Origin of the sequence: Brevibacillus fortis (genome assembly GCF_046196545.1) — a bacterium.
GTDB lineage: Bacteria > Bacillota > Bacilli > Brevibacillales > Brevibacillaceae > Brevibacillus > Brevibacillus fortis_A.
Genome location: NZ_CP176370.1, coordinates 1,543,353 through 1,559,745 on the forward strand (window position 1 = coordinate 1,543,353; position 16,393 = coordinate 1,559,745).

Annotated in this window: 18 protein-coding genes; 14 read left to right on the forward strand and 4 right to left on the reverse strand. The window is 45.6% G+C overall.

Translation table 11 applies throughout. The features are described from left to right. Nucleotides 1–50: 50 nt before the first annotated feature. Together ACKKE8_RS08225 and ACKKE8_RS08230 are read left to right on the forward strand one after the other, a co-directional pair. Nucleotides 51–1,358: an NtaA/DmoA family FMN-dependent monooxygenase gene (locus ACKKE8_RS08225; protein WP_409177733.1), complete on the forward strand. Its 1,308-nt coding sequence runs from the start codon at nt 51–53 to the stop codon at nt 1,356–1,358. A gap of 27 nt (nt 1,359–1,385) precedes the next feature. Beyond that, nucleotides 1,386–2,366: an ABC transporter substrate-binding protein gene (locus ACKKE8_RS08230; RefSeq protein ID WP_409177734.1), complete on the forward strand. Its 981-nt coding sequence runs from the start codon at nt 1,386–1,388 to the stop codon at nt 2,364–2,366. A 78-nt stretch (nt 2,367–2,444) separates the two neighbouring features. Here the strand turns inward: ACKKE8_RS08230 and ACKKE8_RS08235 are convergent, their stop codons facing one another. Then, nucleotides 2,445–3,020: an NAD(P)H-dependent oxidoreductase gene (locus tag ACKKE8_RS08235; protein WP_082517326.1), complete on the reverse strand. Its 576-nt coding sequence runs from the start codon at nt 3,018–3,020 to the stop codon at nt 2,445–2,447. 142 nt (nt 3,021–3,162) lie between these two features. Here ACKKE8_RS08235 and ACKKE8_RS08240 point away from each other — a divergent pair, with 142 nt between their 5' ends. The 6 genes from ACKKE8_RS08240 to ACKKE8_RS08265 all read left to right on the forward strand — a co-directional run bounded on the left by ACKKE8_RS08240 (nt 3,163) and on the right by ACKKE8_RS08265 (nt 7,878). Next, nucleotides 3,163–4,182, forward strand: a complete 1,020-nt coding sequence (locus tag ACKKE8_RS08240) for an AraC family transcriptional regulator (RefSeq protein ID WP_409177735.1) — start codon at nt 3,163–3,165, stop codon at nt 4,180–4,182. A gap of 126 nt (nt 4,183–4,308) precedes the next feature. Continuing rightward, nucleotides 4,309–4,965: a TetR/AcrR family transcriptional regulator gene (locus ACKKE8_RS08245; RefSeq protein ID WP_409177736.1), complete on the forward strand. Its 657-nt coding sequence runs from the start codon at nt 4,309–4,311 to the stop codon at nt 4,963–4,965. Nucleotides 4,966–4,976: 11 nt separating this feature from the next. Then, entirely contained in the window at nt 4,977–5,345 is a 369-nt protein-coding gene (locus ACKKE8_RS08250) for a DUF4180 domain-containing protein (RefSeq protein ID WP_409177737.1), read from the forward strand. Nucleotides 5,346–5,347: 2 nt separating this feature from the next. Beyond that, complete coding sequence (locus ACKKE8_RS08255; protein WP_409177738.1) at nt 5,348–6,046, forward strand: formylglycine-generating enzyme family protein; 699 nt, start codon at nt 5,348–5,350, stop codon at nt 6,044–6,046. 27 nt (nt 6,047–6,073) lie between these two features. Continuing rightward, nucleotides 6,074–6,625 (forward strand): MarR family winged helix-turn-helix transcriptional regulator, encoded by a 552-nt coding sequence (locus ACKKE8_RS08260; RefSeq protein WP_409177739.1) that lies wholly within the window; start codon nt 6,074–6,076, stop codon nt 6,623–6,625. A gap of 74 nt (nt 6,626–6,699) precedes the next feature. After that, on the forward strand, nt 6,700–7,878 hold the full coding sequence (locus ACKKE8_RS08265) for an MFS transporter (protein ID WP_409177740.1): 1,179 nt from the start codon (nt 6,700–6,702) through the stop codon (nt 7,876–7,878). A gap of 64 nt (nt 7,879–7,942) precedes the next feature. On the opposite strand, the gene ACKKE8_RS08270 is transcribed toward ACKKE8_RS08265, so the two are convergent. Both ACKKE8_RS08270 and ACKKE8_RS08275 read right to left on the reverse strand, forming a co-directional pair. Next, a complete protein-coding gene (locus ACKKE8_RS08270; protein WP_409177741.1) occupies nt 7,943–9,415 on the reverse strand; it encodes an MFS transporter in 1,473 nt (490 codons plus the stop codon). A gap of 129 nt (nt 9,416–9,544) precedes the next feature. Next, nucleotides 9,545–9,808 carry a hypothetical protein gene (locus ACKKE8_RS08275; protein WP_409177742.1) on the reverse strand — a complete coding sequence of 88 codons (264 nt, stop codon included), beginning with the start codon at nt 9,806–9,808 and terminating at the stop codon, nt 9,545–9,547. 155 nt (nt 9,809–9,963) lie between these two features. On the opposite strand from ACKKE8_RS08275, the gene ACKKE8_RS08280 reads away from it, so the two are divergent. Together ACKKE8_RS08280 and ACKKE8_RS08285 are read left to right on the forward strand one after the other, a co-directional pair. After that, on the forward strand, nt 9,964–10,557 hold the full coding sequence (locus ACKKE8_RS08280; RefSeq protein WP_409177743.1) for a TetR/AcrR family transcriptional regulator: 594 nt from the start codon (nt 9,964–9,966) through the stop codon (nt 10,555–10,557). Between the two features lie 14 nt (nt 10,558–10,571). Continuing rightward, a complete protein-coding gene (locus tag ACKKE8_RS08285) occupies nt 10,572–11,033 on the forward strand; it encodes a DUF2269 family protein (RefSeq protein ID WP_409177744.1) in 462 nt (153 codons plus the stop codon). Between the two features lie 40 nt (nt 11,034–11,073). On the opposite strand, the gene ACKKE8_RS08290 is transcribed toward ACKKE8_RS08285, so the two are convergent. Beyond that, nucleotides 11,074–12,051: a tRNA-dihydrouridine synthase gene (locus ACKKE8_RS08290; protein WP_409177745.1), complete on the reverse strand. Its 978-nt coding sequence runs from the start codon at nt 12,049–12,051 to the stop codon at nt 11,074–11,076. Nucleotides 12,052–12,199: 148 nt separating this feature from the next. On the opposite strand from ACKKE8_RS08290, the gene ACKKE8_RS08295 reads away from it, so the two are divergent. The 4 genes from ACKKE8_RS08295 to ACKKE8_RS08310 all read left to right on the forward strand — a co-directional run bounded on the left by ACKKE8_RS08295 (nt 12,200) and on the right by ACKKE8_RS08310 (nt 16,334). Further along, complete coding sequence (locus ACKKE8_RS08295) at nt 12,200–12,634, forward strand: Lrp/AsnC family transcriptional regulator (RefSeq protein ID WP_409177746.1); 435 nt, start codon at nt 12,200–12,202, stop codon at nt 12,632–12,634. 25 nt (nt 12,635–12,659) lie between these two features. Further along, complete coding sequence (locus ACKKE8_RS08300; protein ID WP_409177747.1) at nt 12,660–13,103, forward strand: SRPBCC family protein; 444 nt, start codon at nt 12,660–12,662, stop codon at nt 13,101–13,103. Nucleotides 13,104–13,217: 114 nt separating this feature from the next. Next, a complete protein-coding gene (locus ACKKE8_RS08305) occupies nt 13,218–15,062 on the forward strand; it encodes an S-layer homology domain-containing protein (RefSeq protein WP_409177748.1) in 1,845 nt (614 codons plus the stop codon). 156 nt (nt 15,063–15,218) lie between these two features. After that, entirely contained in the window at nt 15,219–16,334 is a 1,116-nt protein-coding gene (locus tag ACKKE8_RS08310; RefSeq protein WP_409177749.1) for a serine hydrolase domain-containing protein, read from the forward strand. The last annotated feature ends 59 nt before the right edge of the window (nt 16,335–16,393 follow it).

The following is a 16,393-nucleotide window of genomic DNA, read 5'->3' on the forward strand; positions in this document are numbered from 1 at the left end:
ATTGATAATGAGAATCATTTTTAATAAAAGTGTAGGAAAGGTAGAGAAAAATGACGAAAGACAGACAATTGTGCATTGGATTATCCATAAACGCAACTTGGATGAAAGGGGAAGGCTGGCGGCGTCCAGACAGCGGTGTGGAGAAAATGGGCTCCATCGACTATTACATTGACTTGGCTAAAATGGCCGAGAAGGCAAAGCTCGATTTTCTTTTCCGTGCGGATTATCTTTATGTTCACCCCACGATGTTAGGCGATTCCGCAAATTTCGGCAGCCCTGACCCTACGCTGATTTTCGCAGCGATTGCCCGAGAAACCGAGCGGATCGGACTGGTTACGACGATTTCCACGACGTTTAATCCGCCATATGTTGTTGCCAGGCAGCTTCAATCTTTGCATTGGCTGAGCAATGGGCGTGCTGGCTGGAATATTGTCACTTCTATTGAGGGCTCGGAAAATTTCGGTGATTCCCCTATGCCCTCTCCCCAAGAAAGATATGCGAGAGCAGCGGAATTTACGGAGGTCGTACAAAAGCTGTGGGATAGTTTTCCGTCCGAAGCCATTGTGATGGACCGTGAGACAGGCATGTTTTCTGATAGGCAGAAGGTTACCGCCATTGATCATTCGGGTGAGTTTTTCAGTGTCAAAGGGCCGCTTACGTTGCCTGCCCATCCATCTGGCTCCATTCCTTTCTTTCAAGCAGGAGCGTCGGATACGGGACGGAGCTTTGCCGCTAAAGTAGCAGATGCGATATTTGCGGCGATGCCAGATCTGGAATCGGGAGTGGAATTGCGAAACGACTTGAGAAGAAGAGCCGAGGAACAAGGTCGTAGTCCGGACGCTATCAAAGTTTTGCCTGGATTATATTTTTTCTTGGCCGATACCCGTGAGGAAGCGCATGAATTACATAAAGAAGCACACGCGCATTTGAGTTTGGAACGCAGACATGCATCGCTCCAATCCGTACTGGGCCTTGATTTGCGCAGCTTTACTCTGGATCATCCCGTAACTGTCGATATGCTCCCTGATCCGAATCAGCCAGTGCGCAGCCGTACACACGCTGATCTGTTGCGCCGCTATATCATAAATCATAGGCCTACAGTGGAAGAGGTATTGGCAAGGCCAGAGGTTGTCGGGTCTGCTCACTGGGTTTCCATTGGAACGGTTGAGGACGTGTTGAACGATATTGTTCAGCGGTTTGAGTCTGGAGCTATGGACGGATTTATTGCCCTTCCAGGCGGTTCAGAAAAATCGATGGAATTATTTTTTGAGAAGCTGATGCCGCAATTGGTTGAAAGAGGCTTGTTCAGAAGCGAGTATGCGGGTGTCACCTTGCGAGAACATTTAGGAATAAGATAAGCCTTGGAAAAGGGGTTCAGGAGAAAAATGAACAAAAAAGTAATGCTGGTTGGCATGATAGCAGTCTGGATGCTTGTCTTAGCAGCATGTGGGGCAGGCAAACAGGCAGAATCAAGTTCAACCGCTAGCATCAGCGGAGATCATGCACAACAGACAGGAACAAGCGAAACAAGAACGATTGAGTATTTAGGCAAAAAGTATACCGTTCCAGAAAAGGTAGAAAAAATAGTGATCGCTGGAGCGATGGAAGCGATGGAGGATGCAGTAGTCCTCGACGTTCATCCAGTAGGGGCCATATCGGTAGGTGGACAGTTTCCAGAAATATTTGCTTCCGTAACGGGTAAGTCGGAATCCATTGGTGAAAAACAGCAGCCGAACTTCGAGAAAGTATTGCAATTGAAGCCAGACGTCATTTTGGGTTCCACCAAGTTCCAAAAAGAAGTGATGGAGAACTTGCAAAAAATCGCTCCTACCATTTTGGTGTCGCATATTTCGACCGACTGGGAATCCAATCTGAAGCTAATGGGTGAATTATCAGGGAAGCAAGCAGAGGCAGAAAAGGTTCTAGCCGAATATGAAACAAATACACAAGCAGTCAAAGCAGCCCTGAAAGAAAAGCTACAGGGGAAAAAAGTAGCCGCTGTTCGCATTCGTGGTACACAAGCTTACGTTTACCCGAAAGATGTCTATTTCAACCCGGTCTTGTACGATGAATTGGGTCTGAAAGTTCCGGAACAGATCAGTAAGGCGAAAACGCAAGAAGCGATTTCTGTCGAGCAGCTGGCTGAAATGAATCCAGATTATTTGTTTGTACAGTTCTCCACACGTGAAACGCAAGATGCAAAGAATGCCTTTGAAGAATTGAAAAAGAATCCGATTATCCAAAGCACGAATGCCTTTAAACAAGATCATGTATACGTCAACGTGGTTGATCCGCTGCTGGAAGGCGGCCCCGCTTATAGCCGCATCAAGTTTCTAGAAAGTGTGCAAAAGCACCTCGATAAGTAAGGCAACAGGAAAAACTCAAGCTGAAATAGGGCTTGAGTTTTTGTTTTGTCGCTTTGATCCGGCTTTTTCACCGTACGCTTAGGCTAGCCTCTCCCCAAGCTGTTTCACTTTCTCCAGCCACTTCTTGCGCTTTTCCTCCGCTGAGGCATTCACTCCACTGATCTCCGTTACCTTCACAGGCTTAATCCCGCAAAACTTCAAAATGTTGCGTTTCATCACAAGATGTCCGGCTTGCCAGTAGATCAAGCGGTTGTACCAAGATGGGGTATCCATCGTCACAATCACATGCGCGGTTTTACCCGTTAACAGCTTATCCCAGAGTGGCGAACCCTCCCGATATTTATAGGCGAATCCGGGTAACAAGACACGATCGAAAAACCCCTTCAAGATAGCGGGCATCGTGCCCCACCAGGTCGGATAGACAATGACCAGATGATCCGCCCAACGGATGAGGTCCTGCGCTTCTTTTAAGTCATCCTCTAGCTCCGTTCTTTTCCGATATCCGTACTTCAAATTCGGGTCGAAAGAGATTTGGCTCAAATCAATGGTTCGAATCTGTGCTGCTTTGCTTTTAGCTCCTTTCATATAGGCGTGCGCCAACGCAGAGCAATAGCTCTCGGGATCTGGATGTCCGATGATAACGAGAATGTTCATTTTCATATCCCCCTGTAGAGTTGATTCCATAACCGACAGATCGTGGTAAACTGAACTGTATTCAGCATATCGTGTGGAATGGAACAGATGAATGATCGAAAGCGCATAAATGTTGTAGATTCACGCAAAGGAGGTTCCGTACTTGGAAAATGCGCATGGGTTTGCGATTTCGATGGTGTATCCGATTATGAAAACAATTACTCACAAGAAGCTTGATTTTGAGCGTTTTTGTGATCATATTTCTTTCGATAGCAGCTTGCTAAAAGATGTAGAGGCTCGCATTGACGAAGCGGAGCTTGAGCGCTTGATGAAAGAAGCTGCCATATACACGCAGGATGATCATTTCGGACTGCATCAAGGACAGTTAACGGATATTGCCGATCTGGGTATTCTTGGCTATGTCATGATGCATTCGGAGAAAATCGTCGATGCATTGAAGGCTTATCAGCGGTATCACGTGATCCTTTGCAGCGGGTACGAGCTGGATTGGGAAGAGCGGGGGAACGATGTTTTCCTGCGGTTTCATAGACAAAGCCCAGGGGGCGTTTCTCGACATTGCATGGAGGATATGGTCAGCTCCTTGTACCACTTGATCGTCCGTATGAGTCATCGGTCTAATCCGTTACAGGCGATACAATTCACACACGACGCTACGGCCGATATCGCACCTTATTTGAATTTGTTCGGAATGGAGCCTCACTTTGGTGCAAAAGAAAATGGGCTCTTGGTAGGCAAAGAAGTTTTGCAATACCCGATTCTGTATTCAGATGTCCGGCTGCGTAAAGCTTTTGAACCCATCGCGGAAGAAATTAGAGAGAAGCTGATCAGAGGGCGGGAATTTTCGGACCGCGTGTTTCAATGGATGATGGGATGTATGCCTGCGGCTTTTCCGACCTTACAGCAAACTGCTGCTGCTTTTCATATGAGTACGAGATCCCTGCAAGCGAAACTAAAGGCGGAGGACACTTCCTATCATGAATTGTCCACGAATGTCCGCAAAGAAATGGCAATGGGGTATTTACAGCAAGCGGAGCATTCCATCGGAGAGATCGCGTACCTGCTGCATTTTTCAGATCCAAGCGCCTTTCAAAATGCTTTCAAGAAATGGACAGGGCTGACACCAGGGCAATATCGGATCAGTCGCCAAGCACTTGCCATGTAACGTCATGAAGGAACACGCTGAGTAAGCGTGTTTTTTGTTGTCGAACCTATTTGTTTGACAAACTGGAAAATTTTTGTGTACAATTTTTTATTCCGACCGTACAGTATAAATAAACGAGGTAAGATCATGCCCAAATTAGGAATGGAACCAAAGCGCCGAGCAGATGTCATCAATGCGACCCTAACATGTATTAGCAATCACGGAATTGATGGCATGACGCTGGATAAGGTGGCGGAGTATGCGGACTGCTCAAAGGGTGTCGTCACGTATTATTTTAAGAATAAGGATAATTTGACGAGTGAAGCCTTTCAGGCATTCTTGGCCTATTATGGCTTGAAAATCGAATCTGACATTGAGAACACCATGACGGCCCAGGAAATGATGGACGTTACGCTTACGCATATCTTGCCGCCATACGTTAACGACAAGGAAAAACGGATCAATGTTTCGCAGTTGGATGGCATCGCTGAGATGTACATCCCGCATGAAGATCAAGCAAGACTCTTTGTACAATTCTTCTCCAAAGCCGCATTGGACCCCAATCTCCAAGAAGTGGTTGCGAAAAGTTATACGAGAGATTTGCAGGGCATCACCAAGATTTTTGATTACGGCAATCAAACCGGAATCATGTCTGTAGAGGATTCGCAAAGCGCTGCTTACGGACTCATGGCGATGGTTGTGGGCTTGAGCTTCTTTCGAGTGGCGAACATTCCACCAGCAAATGGCGAAGACAATCGATATATTTGTGAGGATTATGTGAGGCAGATTACCAATAGAAAGTGAGGAGGATATACATGAATATTACAAAGGTAGAAGCAGCTGTGGGAAACATTGCGATCGTGAGCGGAAGCGAGGTATTGATTATTGATGTGCAGTCAGCCCTGGATCTGATTGCAACCGTACACTATGAGGCAGACAGTAATCGTATCATTATGAACAAATCATTGATTAACGAAAGCTTTTTCGATTTGAAAACACGCCTTGCTGGCGAAATCCTTCAGAAGTTCATCAATTATCGGGTGAAAATAGCAATTGTAGGTGACTTTTCGGTGTACACAAGTAATAGTCTAAAAGACTTCATCTATGAATCCAACAACGGTAACGACATCTTTTTCTTGCCGACCGAAGAGCAGGCGATCGAGAAGTTAAGCCAGGTGAAATAAAGATGGAACGAGCGTACACCATGGTGAACGTCCCAGCAGGGCAAATCGAATTACGGGACGATCGAATCAAGGCCACATGGACAACCGAGGTGAACTCTTTTTTACTCGCATCAGTTCCTGTTACGAATGCGTTATACTTCTCGGTTGCCCAAAAAGCAGCTGGACCGAATGACCACCCAGAGGCTCCGGTTGTGAATGTCTCGTGGAACGATGCGATTTCGTTTTGCAATCTGCTATCTCAGCAAGCGGGTCTCACGGAATGCTACTCGATAAGTGAAGATGGTGAGCGTATAGTATGGAACGAGGAAGCGGATGGCTATCGTCTGCCGACAGAGGCGGAATGGCAGTACGCGTGCAAAGCAGGGACAGGTGGTTATCGGTACGGAGTGCTGGATGAGATCGCATGGTACCAAGAGAACGCTACGGGTACAGCACATGCGGTAGGACAAAAGCTGCCGAATGCGTGGGGGCTCTACGACATGCTGGGAAATGTTTGGGAGTGGTGCTGGGACCTTTATGATGTGAACGTATACGGCTCCTACCGAATTTTTCGCGGTGGCAGCTGGGCGGAAGAGGCCAGAGGCTGTGGGGCGACGTGCCGCAGACGCAGTCACCCCACGTTTCGAATTGATGATCTCGGCTTTCGTCTTGCCAGGGGGGTTGCAAAAACCAAAAAAATCCTTTATATTGACTTTAGTTAGATAATCTAATTATATTCAAGGTGGATCATGAGCAGAAAAAACAAGTGCGAGCATACATCCGATCAATTGCCGAAGCTTGGTATTCAGCCGTATTTGAATCTAATGGAAAAAACAGCTCTGCAAAATACGGATCGCAAATTGGCTCATTTGGGGTTATTGATGCTATGGCTGGGGGATAACGTCATAGACATCATTGATTTGAATTTGGAGAAATTCGGCATAACGGAGTGTAAATGGGACGTATTGCTGTTGCTTACGTTACATAGAGACAGAGAACTTATCACCCCCTCTTCGCTTGCAGACAGGCTGGGTATTCGGCGTGCTTCTGTTACAGCTTTGCTGGACTGGCTGGAAAAAAGGCACTGGATAATCAGAGAGCAAAGCACGCTGGATGGTCGCAAGATTCATGTCAAAATAACACAGGAAGGCAGAGAATTAGTAGGCAGAGCACTGCCAGTTTTTTGGTCTGCCTGCGCCTCCATTATGAGTGAATTAGAAGAGGAAGAACGGATGCTGCTGGAAAAAATCTTGACGAAGCTGAATAGCAGCATGGAAAAGAAACTGGGGGTGGGAAGATAAGATCATATTTTTTTGTGAATATAATTAGATAATCTAACTATAATGTGTGTAAAAAATTGAAACAGAGGTGTGCGATGTCACAGCGAAATTACTCACTCATGACGGCAATCCTATGCTGGTCTGGAATCGTCGTCATGTCGAGCTTATACGTTACGATTCCCCTTATGACCCTATTTGCCGATCTTTTCAGTATTACGTTGACACAGGCTGCAGCAGTAGGCAGCGCATTTTCGGTTGGGTTTGCCATAGGGTGCCTGATTTACGGACCGTTGTCCGAAAAGTATGGCCGCAAGAACGTTATTGTGATCGGGATGATTGCCCTTGCTCTATTTTCTTTGTTGCTTGGTAGTGCAAATGATTTCGTATGGATCATTGTACTCAGGGGCTTGCAAGGTGCTGCCGCTGCTACGTTCTCGCCTGTTGCACTCGCCTATGCTGTGGAAATGTTCCCTGCGGCAAAACGGGTAACGGCAATCGGATTTATCAGCACAGGATTTTTGGCGGCAGGAATCATTGGTCAAGTGCTCAGCACCGTAATGAGTCAACAATACAGTTGGCACGCCGTATTCTATATGCTTGCTGCTATCTATTTCGTGACGCTGTTTGTGGTGATAAGGTGGCTGCCAAAAGAAGAGAGCCCCCTTGCTACCGTTAATATTTGGGAGCCGATTAAGCGAATTCCTTCCATGTTCAAACAAAAAAATATCGTCTTGAGCTACATAATCGCTCTTGTATTGCTTATGTCATTCGTTAATATGTATACGGTCTTGGGCAGTTATTTGGCGGGATCTGATTTTGGGCTTAGCAACAAGGAGATTCTGCTAATTCGAACGATTGGTGTAGTGGGCATGCTCATTTCTCCGCTGGCGGGCGGACTGGCAAAACGGTTTGGCTTACGTACCGTGCTCCGCTGCGGATTAGGTCTGGCAGTGGTCAGTATGGCTTCCCTCGGTATGATATCTAACTTGGCTCTTTTGATCGGTACGAGTGTGCTTTTCGTTGCCGGAATTGCGTTATCCGTTCCTTCCGTGATCACGCTTGTTGGACAGCTAGGGGGCAAATCGCGGGGAATTGCGGTTTCGGTTTATACGTTTATCCTGTTTTCGGGAACAAGTCTTGGGCCGATATTGTCCATCCGATTAATGAATTTTGGAAGCTATGAACTTACTTTTGTACTGCTTGCAATTGTACTAGGGATTGGTCTGTTGGCTGCATGCCTAATTCGCAGTGATTACGCGGTTGAAAGCAATTAGCACAAAACCTCCTTCGCCACTAGCTTAGTGGTTGAGGAGGTTTTGTTGTTATAAACGATGGCTGCTATTGATTATTTTGTTGATTCAGCAAGCGTTCTCGCCGCTTATGCACGGCAATGAAAGCGGCAAACACGAGCAGGAGACATCCTGTGAACAGAAACCCTTCCTCGATGGAGAAGGGCAGCCAACCTAAAAGGCCTGAGCCGACGACCACACCGAGAGAGAAAAAGGCGTATAAGTAACCGTGTGCTTTCCCCCGCAATTCTTGCGGCGTCGATTGAATGAGCATCGTATTGACAGAGGGAAACAAGAGAGCAAAGCCGATCCCATATAGTCCTAACATGCAGTACAGTGCCAATGTCGTGTTGGATTGACCAATAAGCAGCTGACTCACGCCCATGAAGCCAATTCCGATGGACATCGTTTTGGAAGGAGCTACACGATCAAAAATTTGGTTGGTCGGAAGTACAAAAAGCAGGACGGCAATCATCCCAAAAGTGCTCATTAATGTACCGCTTAATTTTGAATCGTATCCGAGCGATTGGACATGCAAGGGCAAAAGGTAAGCGATCACACCTTGTGAAAACATGAGCAAAAAGGCACCGCCGTAAGCCTTGATTATCCCAGCATTGAAGATCAAGGCTGAGGTTGGAACGTCCTTCTTAAGCTTTTCTTTCTTGCAGGCCTGAGTGGATTGCAGAAAAATGACGGACAGGATGGCTAGGAAAAAGCCCATAACAGCTACACATGTAAAGACAAAAGGCACGGAGGTTTTGCTTGCCATAATGCCGCTGAATGCAGGTCCGATAATCGCTGCGAGTCCCACAAAGGTACCGGTGAAAGCAACCTTTCGTCCTTGCTGCTCATGTGCAGTGTTATTGGCAGAAAAAGTAAAAGCAGCAGGAACGATCAAACCAGCAACAAATCCGTGAATGATTCGCACGATAATCAACAGAAACGGCTGATCGACGATGTGATACAGCAGCAAGGCACAGCTTGATAAAACCAATCCGATCAACAGTGGTTTGGATGGACCAACCTTATCTGTCAGTATGCCTGAGATAATATTGCCAAAGGTATTGGCTAGCGAATACAGACCGATGACAAACCCTATAACAAATGAGCTGGCACCTACGGAAGCAGCAAATGTACTCATGACCGGCAGTTGCGAGAACAAATCAAAGAACGAGAAAAAAACGATGGCGTATACGAGCAGGGCATTGTTAAACGGCTTCAGAGGATACACATCCTGTACCGTTTTCAGTCTGCGATCCAGAAAGAAGTTCCCAAACGGTACAAAAGCGGCGAGCAACGAAGCAAGAGACCAGAGCAGGCTCCATCTCACGCGAATGGCCGCATAGAGTATCGCCAGAGCATACAGACAAAATATCCCGCCGTGAATACTTCCTATGATGGTTACGGCTTTGTCTAAGCCCCACACGTATTTCAACGGCATCGCGATGCCCAGCAATACTAATAAGGAAAGGCCATCGAATAGGCCTGTAAGACGTAAAAAGTAAATTGGATGTACCCGCACTTGTGACTCTCCTCATTTTTTATGAAGTGATGCCTCTATCCTACCATTTTTTTTGATGAAGAAAGTGAACAAATTCGGGTCATTCCTGTGTCGATATCATGAGGGCGGTGTATTTCATTTGCCGTGTTCTTAACTGTAATCTTCAATCAGGGAAACTTTTTCTTCCTTCATCATAAATAGCGATTTCCCTTTTAATTGGATCGTATCTCCAGCCTTAAATCCGTTTGGCAAATCAATCGCGAGCATTCCTTCATAATCAATCTGCACTTCTACTTTGTTATCCATCACTATATCCGAATGCAAGAGTTTCACAATACCTTCGACATCAAATGAATTGTAGGCCTGCACATAATTTTCAATGATTCCTTTTACCTCTTCATTCGTCATGGTCATGGTCATGCTCCTCCCTAGGGATATAACATGCGTATTCCTTAGATTTCGTTCGAATGCAGCTTTTCTCCTCTAAAAACCATTTACAAACCAACGGTTGGTATGTATGATGAGGCATATAGAAAAAATTACCTGGTTCGGTCATGGAGGAATTACTTTTGAAACAAGAGGAACGAAGAGAACAAACCATCCGGCAATTGCTTGATGCAACGAAAGAGCTGTTAGAAGAAAAGGGCTGTCACGCGATTACGATGAAAGACATCATGGAAAAATCGGCATTATCCAAGGGGGCGATTTTTCATTATGTGAAAAGCAAAGACGAAATTTTCGCCTGGGTCCTGCAAGAACGGCTGGAAGCCATCCATCACCATTTCATGGATGAAGTGAATCAAAGCCGCAAAACGTTTGAAGGTCCGATGCAAGTCATCGCCAATAATTTGGCTGCTTTGGAAAACGCAAATGATGTGACGAACAAAGTTCTTCACTACTTGATTGGCAAGGAAGATGAGCCAGCCATTGCGGAAGTGCTCCAGCATTTTTATGAACGTTCTGTGCAGTTATCCAAAGAGTGGATTATGAGTGGTCAGCAGCATGGTGTGATTCAAAAGTCGGTCGATCCAGACAAGATGGCGGAGCTGTTCGTGCTTTTAACGCTGGGTCTGCGCGTTCGTTCTTCCTTTCCGATTACGTCTACATCTTGTACAGCCCAAGATTTATCATCGTTCATGGCAAGCTTGTTGAAATCACAATAAAGAGGGATGATCACATGAGTGTATGGCTGCTCCTGCATCTGGTCGGTGTCGTATTCTTCTTGGGGAATATCATTACGGCGGCGTTTTGGAAGGTTCGGGCGGATTTGCAGAAAGACCCCACGGTGATACACAGTACAGTAAAAAACGTGATGCTTGCTGATTACGTCTTTACGCTGCCTGGACTTCTTCTCATCATCATCTCGGGAATTCAAATGGCTCTGACAGCGAATTGGCAAGTGCACGGGATGAATTGGCTTACACTTTCGTTGTTATTGTTCGGCGTCACAGGAATTGTCTGGCTAGCGGTTCTCATTCCCTTGCAGCGTGCCATGATACGACATAGCGCAGCAAGCATGGCAAGCGGAGAAATTTCCCCAGCATACACGATTGCTTCTCGTCGATGGGCCGTTTTTGGTATCATCGCGACGCTGTTACCGGTTGTCATCCTATATTTGATGGTCATGAAAAACCTTTAAAAAAGGAAACACGCCAATCTTGGGCGTGTTTTTTGTATGATTATGGGATCAAAAGGCGTTCTGCATAATCAGGGTCTTCCAGGAGAGGGCGACCAATCGCGACACTATCGACGAGCTGGTCTTCGAGAATTCGATTGGCGAGACTGCGGCTATAGATTTTTCCCACGGCAATGACCGGAATGCTGACATGTTGTTTGATCGCAGCTGCGTGAGGCAACTGATAAGCCGTATAGACGTCACTAGGCTGGATCGGGAGCAGTCCTCCTGTTGAGACATCGATTGCATCCAATTCGGACTCAAGCGGCTTTAGCATTTGCACCCAGTCTTCTGGGGTTAGACCGCCTTGGACAAAATCTGTGGCAGAAACACGGATGATCACCGGATAATCCCGTCCCACTTCGGCTCGAATTGCCAGAAGTACGTCTTTCAGAAATCTTGCCCTGTTCTCGGAAGTACCACCGTAGGCATCCGTGCGCGTGTTAGACAAAGGCGATAAAAATTGATGAAGCAAAAAGCCGTGCGCCGCGTGAAGTTCAATGCCATCAAAGCCTGCTTCGACGCTTCGCTTTGCCGCCAAACGGTATTCTTCTACGATGCTCTTTATTTCGGTAAGAGACAGCGACTTAGGGGTCCCGTAGTAATCATCGTACGCAATCGCACTTGGAGCGACCAGTTGATTCGTTACATCAGGCGAAGCCTTCCTTCCGCCGTGCGACAACTGGATGAAGATAGGGGTGTGCTCTGAGTGAACCGCTTCTGTTATTTTGCGCAAAGGTTCCACATGTTGGTCGGTAAAAATGCCGATGTCGTTGTGAAACAGTCTGCCGTTGGCTGAGACGGCGGTCGATTCCACTATCACCAGAGACACATGCTTGGCCCTACGGCTGTAAAATTCGATATGATGGTCCGTGGCAAAACCTTCAGGAGTTCCCCTATACTGCTGCATGGGCGACATGATGATCCGGTTTTTTAAGCGCAAGCTGCCAATGTTTATGGGGTCGTTTACGGTAAATGTCATGTTCTCATTCTCCTCTTCTGTTTATGAGTGACATTTTATGGGAGATGGCTTATAATTTACATAAGTTTTTGAAGGTATTTCAAATCATATACCTTACATTTTTATTTGTTTTCGATATTTCAGTTTTGAAAAATGAGGTGCTGTGTGGATGGACCAAATCGATCATAAAATTTTGTCGGTGCTTCACGATCATGCCCGGATTCCCATTTCCGAGTTGAGCCGAATAATCGCGATGTCGCAGCCAGCTGTAACGGAAAGAGTGCGAAAGCTGGAGGAACAAGGCGTCATCACTGCTTATCGGACGGAGCTTTCTCCCCATAAGCTCGGCAAGCACACCACTGCATTTGTACTGTTTAAAACGAGTGTGTGTAAGGATTTCATTGCATTTTGCGAACGAGCACCTGAGATTGTCGATCTCTACAGGATCAGCGGGGAGTACAATTATTTGATGAAGGTGCTGACTGAGACGACCGAGTCACTGGCTGCCTTTTTGGACACATGCCATGTTTACGGATTTTCAACACCTTTAATTGTGCTCTCGAAAACATTCGAGAATAAAAGTTTGATTCCAAGCACGGAGTAAAAAACGATTAGATGAGGTGTTAACGATGAAGAATCAAAATACCGAATCATCCAAAATTGTTGGACAAACGGCAGCGACAGGCTTCCAAGTAGGTGTACGCAGAACGATGCCTATTACCCCAGAACAGGCATGGGCGTTTTTAACCTCGTCCGAAGGGGTGAAATTATGGCTTGGACATGTATCGAATCTTACCTTTAGCGAGGGGGAGACCTTTACTTCCAGCGATGGAATATCGGGTCAATTTCGTGTTGTAAAGCCGTTCAGGCAGTTTCGTTTGAAGTGGTCGATGAAGGATTGGGAAAAGCCTTCTACACTGCAAATTCGGCTGCTATCAGACAAGCCTGATCGCACGACGATTAGTTTTCATCAAGAGAATTTGGATCACATGAACACAAGGGAGCAAATGAAGCTTCATTGGGAAGAGGTTTTGAATGAAATCAGGCAAAATGTCTCCACATCGATTGAATGAGTTCTCGTCGCATATAAACTGCACCTCAATAGGGTGCAGTTTTTTCATGATCGCACATGATGAAAATACCTTATTGGTATAATCAAGAAAAATTTAAAATATCAGGGTGAGATCATGAATCGTTCTCTTTTCATAAAATCAGCAACAATGCTAGCAATCATGGGCTGTAATTTTTCCAGCGTACCAGCGATGAATGAAAAAACAGGTATCGTTACAACTGCACTTGCAGCGGGACCTGCCTCTTATCTTACAGAGGAACAGGTTATCCCTCTCATGAAAAAGATACCTATCGATACGAATGGTTACATCGTGGAAGATATCTATCTCGATGAGACTATCGCTTTTGGTCAAAACGGAGCGGTTTGGACGAGCTACTGGGTCAAAGAAAAAGGCGGGAATGAAAGTCTATACATAGATGTGGACGCAAAAACAGGCAAGTTAGTTCAGTTTACAAAATCTACGGATGATCAAAACAAAGAAGCAGCCGTGGACATCATTTCAGAAGAAGAGGCTCTAAAAAAGGCAGAAGCCTTCATAAATACGGTAGCCCCTGAAGTGCAAGGGCATATTTCCAAGGCAAATGAATATCAGGTTGACGATTCCACTCCTCCGCAGGTAATGAATCATGTTTTTCATTTTGTTCGCGTAGAAAATGAGATTCCATTCTTGGAGAACTATCTTCAAGTGATTGTCGATTCACAAGGTGAAATCGGTACGTACAGCCGCAAATGGTACGATGGAGAGCTGCCATCTCCTGTTCCAGCCATATCAGCGGAAGAGGCAGGAAGACGGTGGGATGAGTCGGTGAAGCCAGCGCTTCATTATGTTTATACTGGGGAACAGATCGGAAAATATGGATTTCCGCAGAAGAAAATGATTCTTGCTTATGCTTACGATGAAAAAGCACCAGTCTTCATCGATGCGATGACGAATCAACCCATGACGATTTTAGGGGAGAGTATCAGTCAGCATTCGCGAATCTCGATAGGAACATCAACCAGAACGTTGGGCAAGGAACAAAAAAAGCTGACGGATCCTGATCGACAAGGAGAGCTGTATGCGATCCATCTACCTCCAACAGAAGAGAGCAAGAAATGGCTGTTTAAGCGAAATGGTGGTTACTACATTTCTTTTGGCTGGTTAAAGCAAGGAATACCTGTCCAAAACCTCGAAACAGGGGTAACCGTAGACCCTGTCAATGGAGAGGTAAAGGGAATGCACATCTTTCCAGCCTATCAACCACTCGAGATGATTCAGGTACAAAAAGCTAGAATCGATGAACAAAAAGCAAAGCAGGTAGAAAAGGGAAACAAGGAGCTTCGTCTCACCTATTTCATGCCACATTCAGAATGGCGAAACGGAACCTATCTGGTCAGTCGTGAACCAAAGCTGGTTTACAGAATGGTAGGAGACGATGGTGTGGTTGATGCGGATTCTGGAAAATGGGTGAGCTATACGGCTTACAAGCAATCAAAAATTCCAAAGGATATTGCTGTTCACCCTCACTATTTGGAGCTTTTGTACGCTGTGAAAGACGGTTATTTCCCTGTCACAAACAGCAAGCTTGATCCTGATCAGCCTGTTACGCGTGGAGAATTTCTGCGCATTCTGCTCAAAGCCCAGCAGTCCTACGACTTCTTTCCAGACTATTATGAAGTTGCGGGAGATGAGCAATTTTTTACGGATATCGATAAAGGTCATCCCCTCTATGAAACCGTGCAAGATGCTATAGAAAGAGGTTTGATACAAAAAACAACCAGCAATAAGCAATTCGATCCAGATCGCAATCTCACAAATGCGGGAGCAAACGAGATGATTGCCGGGTTGCTACAAGGGAATAGAGAAAAGAAAGAAGCTCTGTCAGTAGCCGGGCAGCCTACTAAGATTTTGACAAAAGCTGATGTAGCTCGTTTATTGATGGAACTGAAAGCTTATGCGAAAAGCATAGATAAAGAATAAGGAGAAATTCGTAAAGTATTTTGGAACAAAGCTTGGTATCGTTTACTCGATTCCGAGCTTATTTATTCCTCTATTAATAATTGGCAAGAGAATGCACATAGCTTATCAGTAGCGGGTGCATAAGTCCTTGCAGGTGAATGAAGTGGGGGGAGACGAATGAGCAATGAAAGGATAAGAATTGAAATAGAGAACAACCTGAAGGCAAAAGTAGCTTCTGATCCACAACTGCACAATGTGTACATGTTAATCCATTCCGATAAGCTGGATATCCACTGGCCAATAGCGGTTGGCAGTACAGATGGAGGGACAGCCAACCCGAATCAACCCTATCACACAGCTAGTGTGGGCAAGGCTTTTACAGCTGTTATCGTATCGATCCTAGCAGAAAAAGGGCTCGTCACGTTTGACGACCCCATTGCTGACTATTTACCCACAGAGATTCGAAAAGATCTCCACATCTGGAAAGGAAAAGATTACACAAACGAAATCCAGATCAAGCATCTACTCAACAATACTTCTGGATTACCAGATTTCTTTGAAGAAAAGCCGAAGCAGGGAAAAGGTTTCTTAGAAGAGATTCTGGAGGATTCCTCACGCTATTGGACGCCGCAAGAAACCATACAATGGTCGAAAAAGCACTTACAACCGCGCTTTGATCCCGGGAAACGGGTTCATTATACAGACACAGGGTACAATCTGTTAGGGCTCGTGATTGAAAAGGTGACTACCAGACCCTACCACGAAGTTCTCTATGACTACATTTTTAAGCCCCTTCACATGAATCACTCTTATTTATCTCAGTATTCCAAGCCCGTCAGCAAAAGTGAAAATCCGGTAGCCCATCTCTATTTGGATGGGATAAAAATAAACGTAGAAAACTACCGCAGCTTCAGCAGTTTTTACGCGGGAGGCCAAACCGTAAGTACACTGGAAGATCAACTGCGGTTCATGAAAGCACTCGTCCAGAACCAGCTGATCAAAAAAGAAACCCTCGAGATTATGCAGCAGTGGAACAACATGCGGATCGGCATGGATTATGGCTATGGACTCATGCGGATGCGTTTTCTTCCGTTGACGCAAAAGTATACGGGGTGGGGACACTTAGGGGCGAGTGGCAGCTATATGCTTTATTTCCCCAATATGGAAGTATATCTGATCGGGAGCTTCAATCAGACTACCTATCAAGCAAAAGGGATGAACTATCTCTTTTTTCACGTTCTGCGCAAATTAGCGAAGGCCAAACCTCGTAAAGTTCCCAATATTGACAAGTAGAAGAGAAATTACTATAGTAGGTGAGTAATTGCGATTGATAATCAGTTTCATAATAATAG

Excerpts from the sequence above, each read along its gene's own strand:
- ACKKE8_RS08225 (WP_409177733.1), top strand. The coding sequence starts at position 51 with ATGACGAAAGACAGACAATTGTGCATTGGATTATCCATAAACGCAACT.
- ACKKE8_RS08230 (WP_409177734.1), top strand. The coding sequence starts at position 1,386 with ATGAACAAAAAAGTAATGCTGGTTGGCATGATAGCAGTCTGGATGCTT.
- ACKKE8_RS08235 (WP_082517326.1), bottom strand. The coding sequence starts at position 3,020 with ATGAACATTCTCGTTATCATCGGACATCCAGATCCCGAGAGCTATTGC.
- ACKKE8_RS08245 (WP_409177736.1), top strand. The coding sequence starts at position 4,309 with ATGCCCAAATTAGGAATGGAACCAAAGCGCCGAGCAGATGTCATCAAT.
- ACKKE8_RS08250 (WP_409177737.1), top strand. The coding sequence starts at position 4,977 with ATGAATATTACAAAGGTAGAAGCAGCTGTGGGAAACATTGCGATCGTG.
- ACKKE8_RS08255 (WP_409177738.1), top strand. The coding sequence starts at position 5,348 with ATGGAACGAGCGTACACCATGGTGAACGTCCCAGCAGGGCAAATCGAA.
- ACKKE8_RS08260 (WP_409177739.1), top strand. The coding sequence starts at position 6,074 with ATGAGCAGAAAAAACAAGTGCGAGCATACATCCGATCAATTGCCGAAG.
- ACKKE8_RS08265 (WP_409177740.1), top strand. The coding sequence starts at position 6,700 with ATGTCACAGCGAAATTACTCACTCATGACGGCAATCCTATGCTGGTCT.
- ACKKE8_RS08275 (WP_409177742.1), bottom strand. The coding sequence starts at position 9,808 with ATGACCATGACGAATGAAGAGGTAAAAGGAATCATTGAAAATTATGTG.
- ACKKE8_RS08285 (WP_409177744.1), top strand. The coding sequence starts at position 10,572 with ATGAGTGTATGGCTGCTCCTGCATCTGGTCGGTGTCGTATTCTTCTTG.
- ACKKE8_RS08290 (WP_409177745.1), bottom strand. The coding sequence starts at position 12,051 with ATGACATTTACCGTAAACGACCCCATAAACATTGGCAGCTTGCGCTTA.
- ACKKE8_RS08295 (WP_409177746.1), top strand. The coding sequence starts at position 12,200 with ATGGACCAAATCGATCATAAAATTTTGTCGGTGCTTCACGATCATGCC.
- ACKKE8_RS08300 (WP_409177747.1), top strand. The coding sequence starts at position 12,660 with ATGAAGAATCAAAATACCGAATCATCCAAAATTGTTGGACAAACGGCA.
- ACKKE8_RS08305 (WP_409177748.1), top strand. The coding sequence starts at position 13,218 with ATGAATCGTTCTCTTTTCATAAAATCAGCAACAATGCTAGCAATCATG.
- ACKKE8_RS08310 (WP_409177749.1), top strand. The coding sequence starts at position 15,219 with ATGAGCAATGAAAGGATAAGAATTGAAATAGAGAACAACCTGAAGGCA.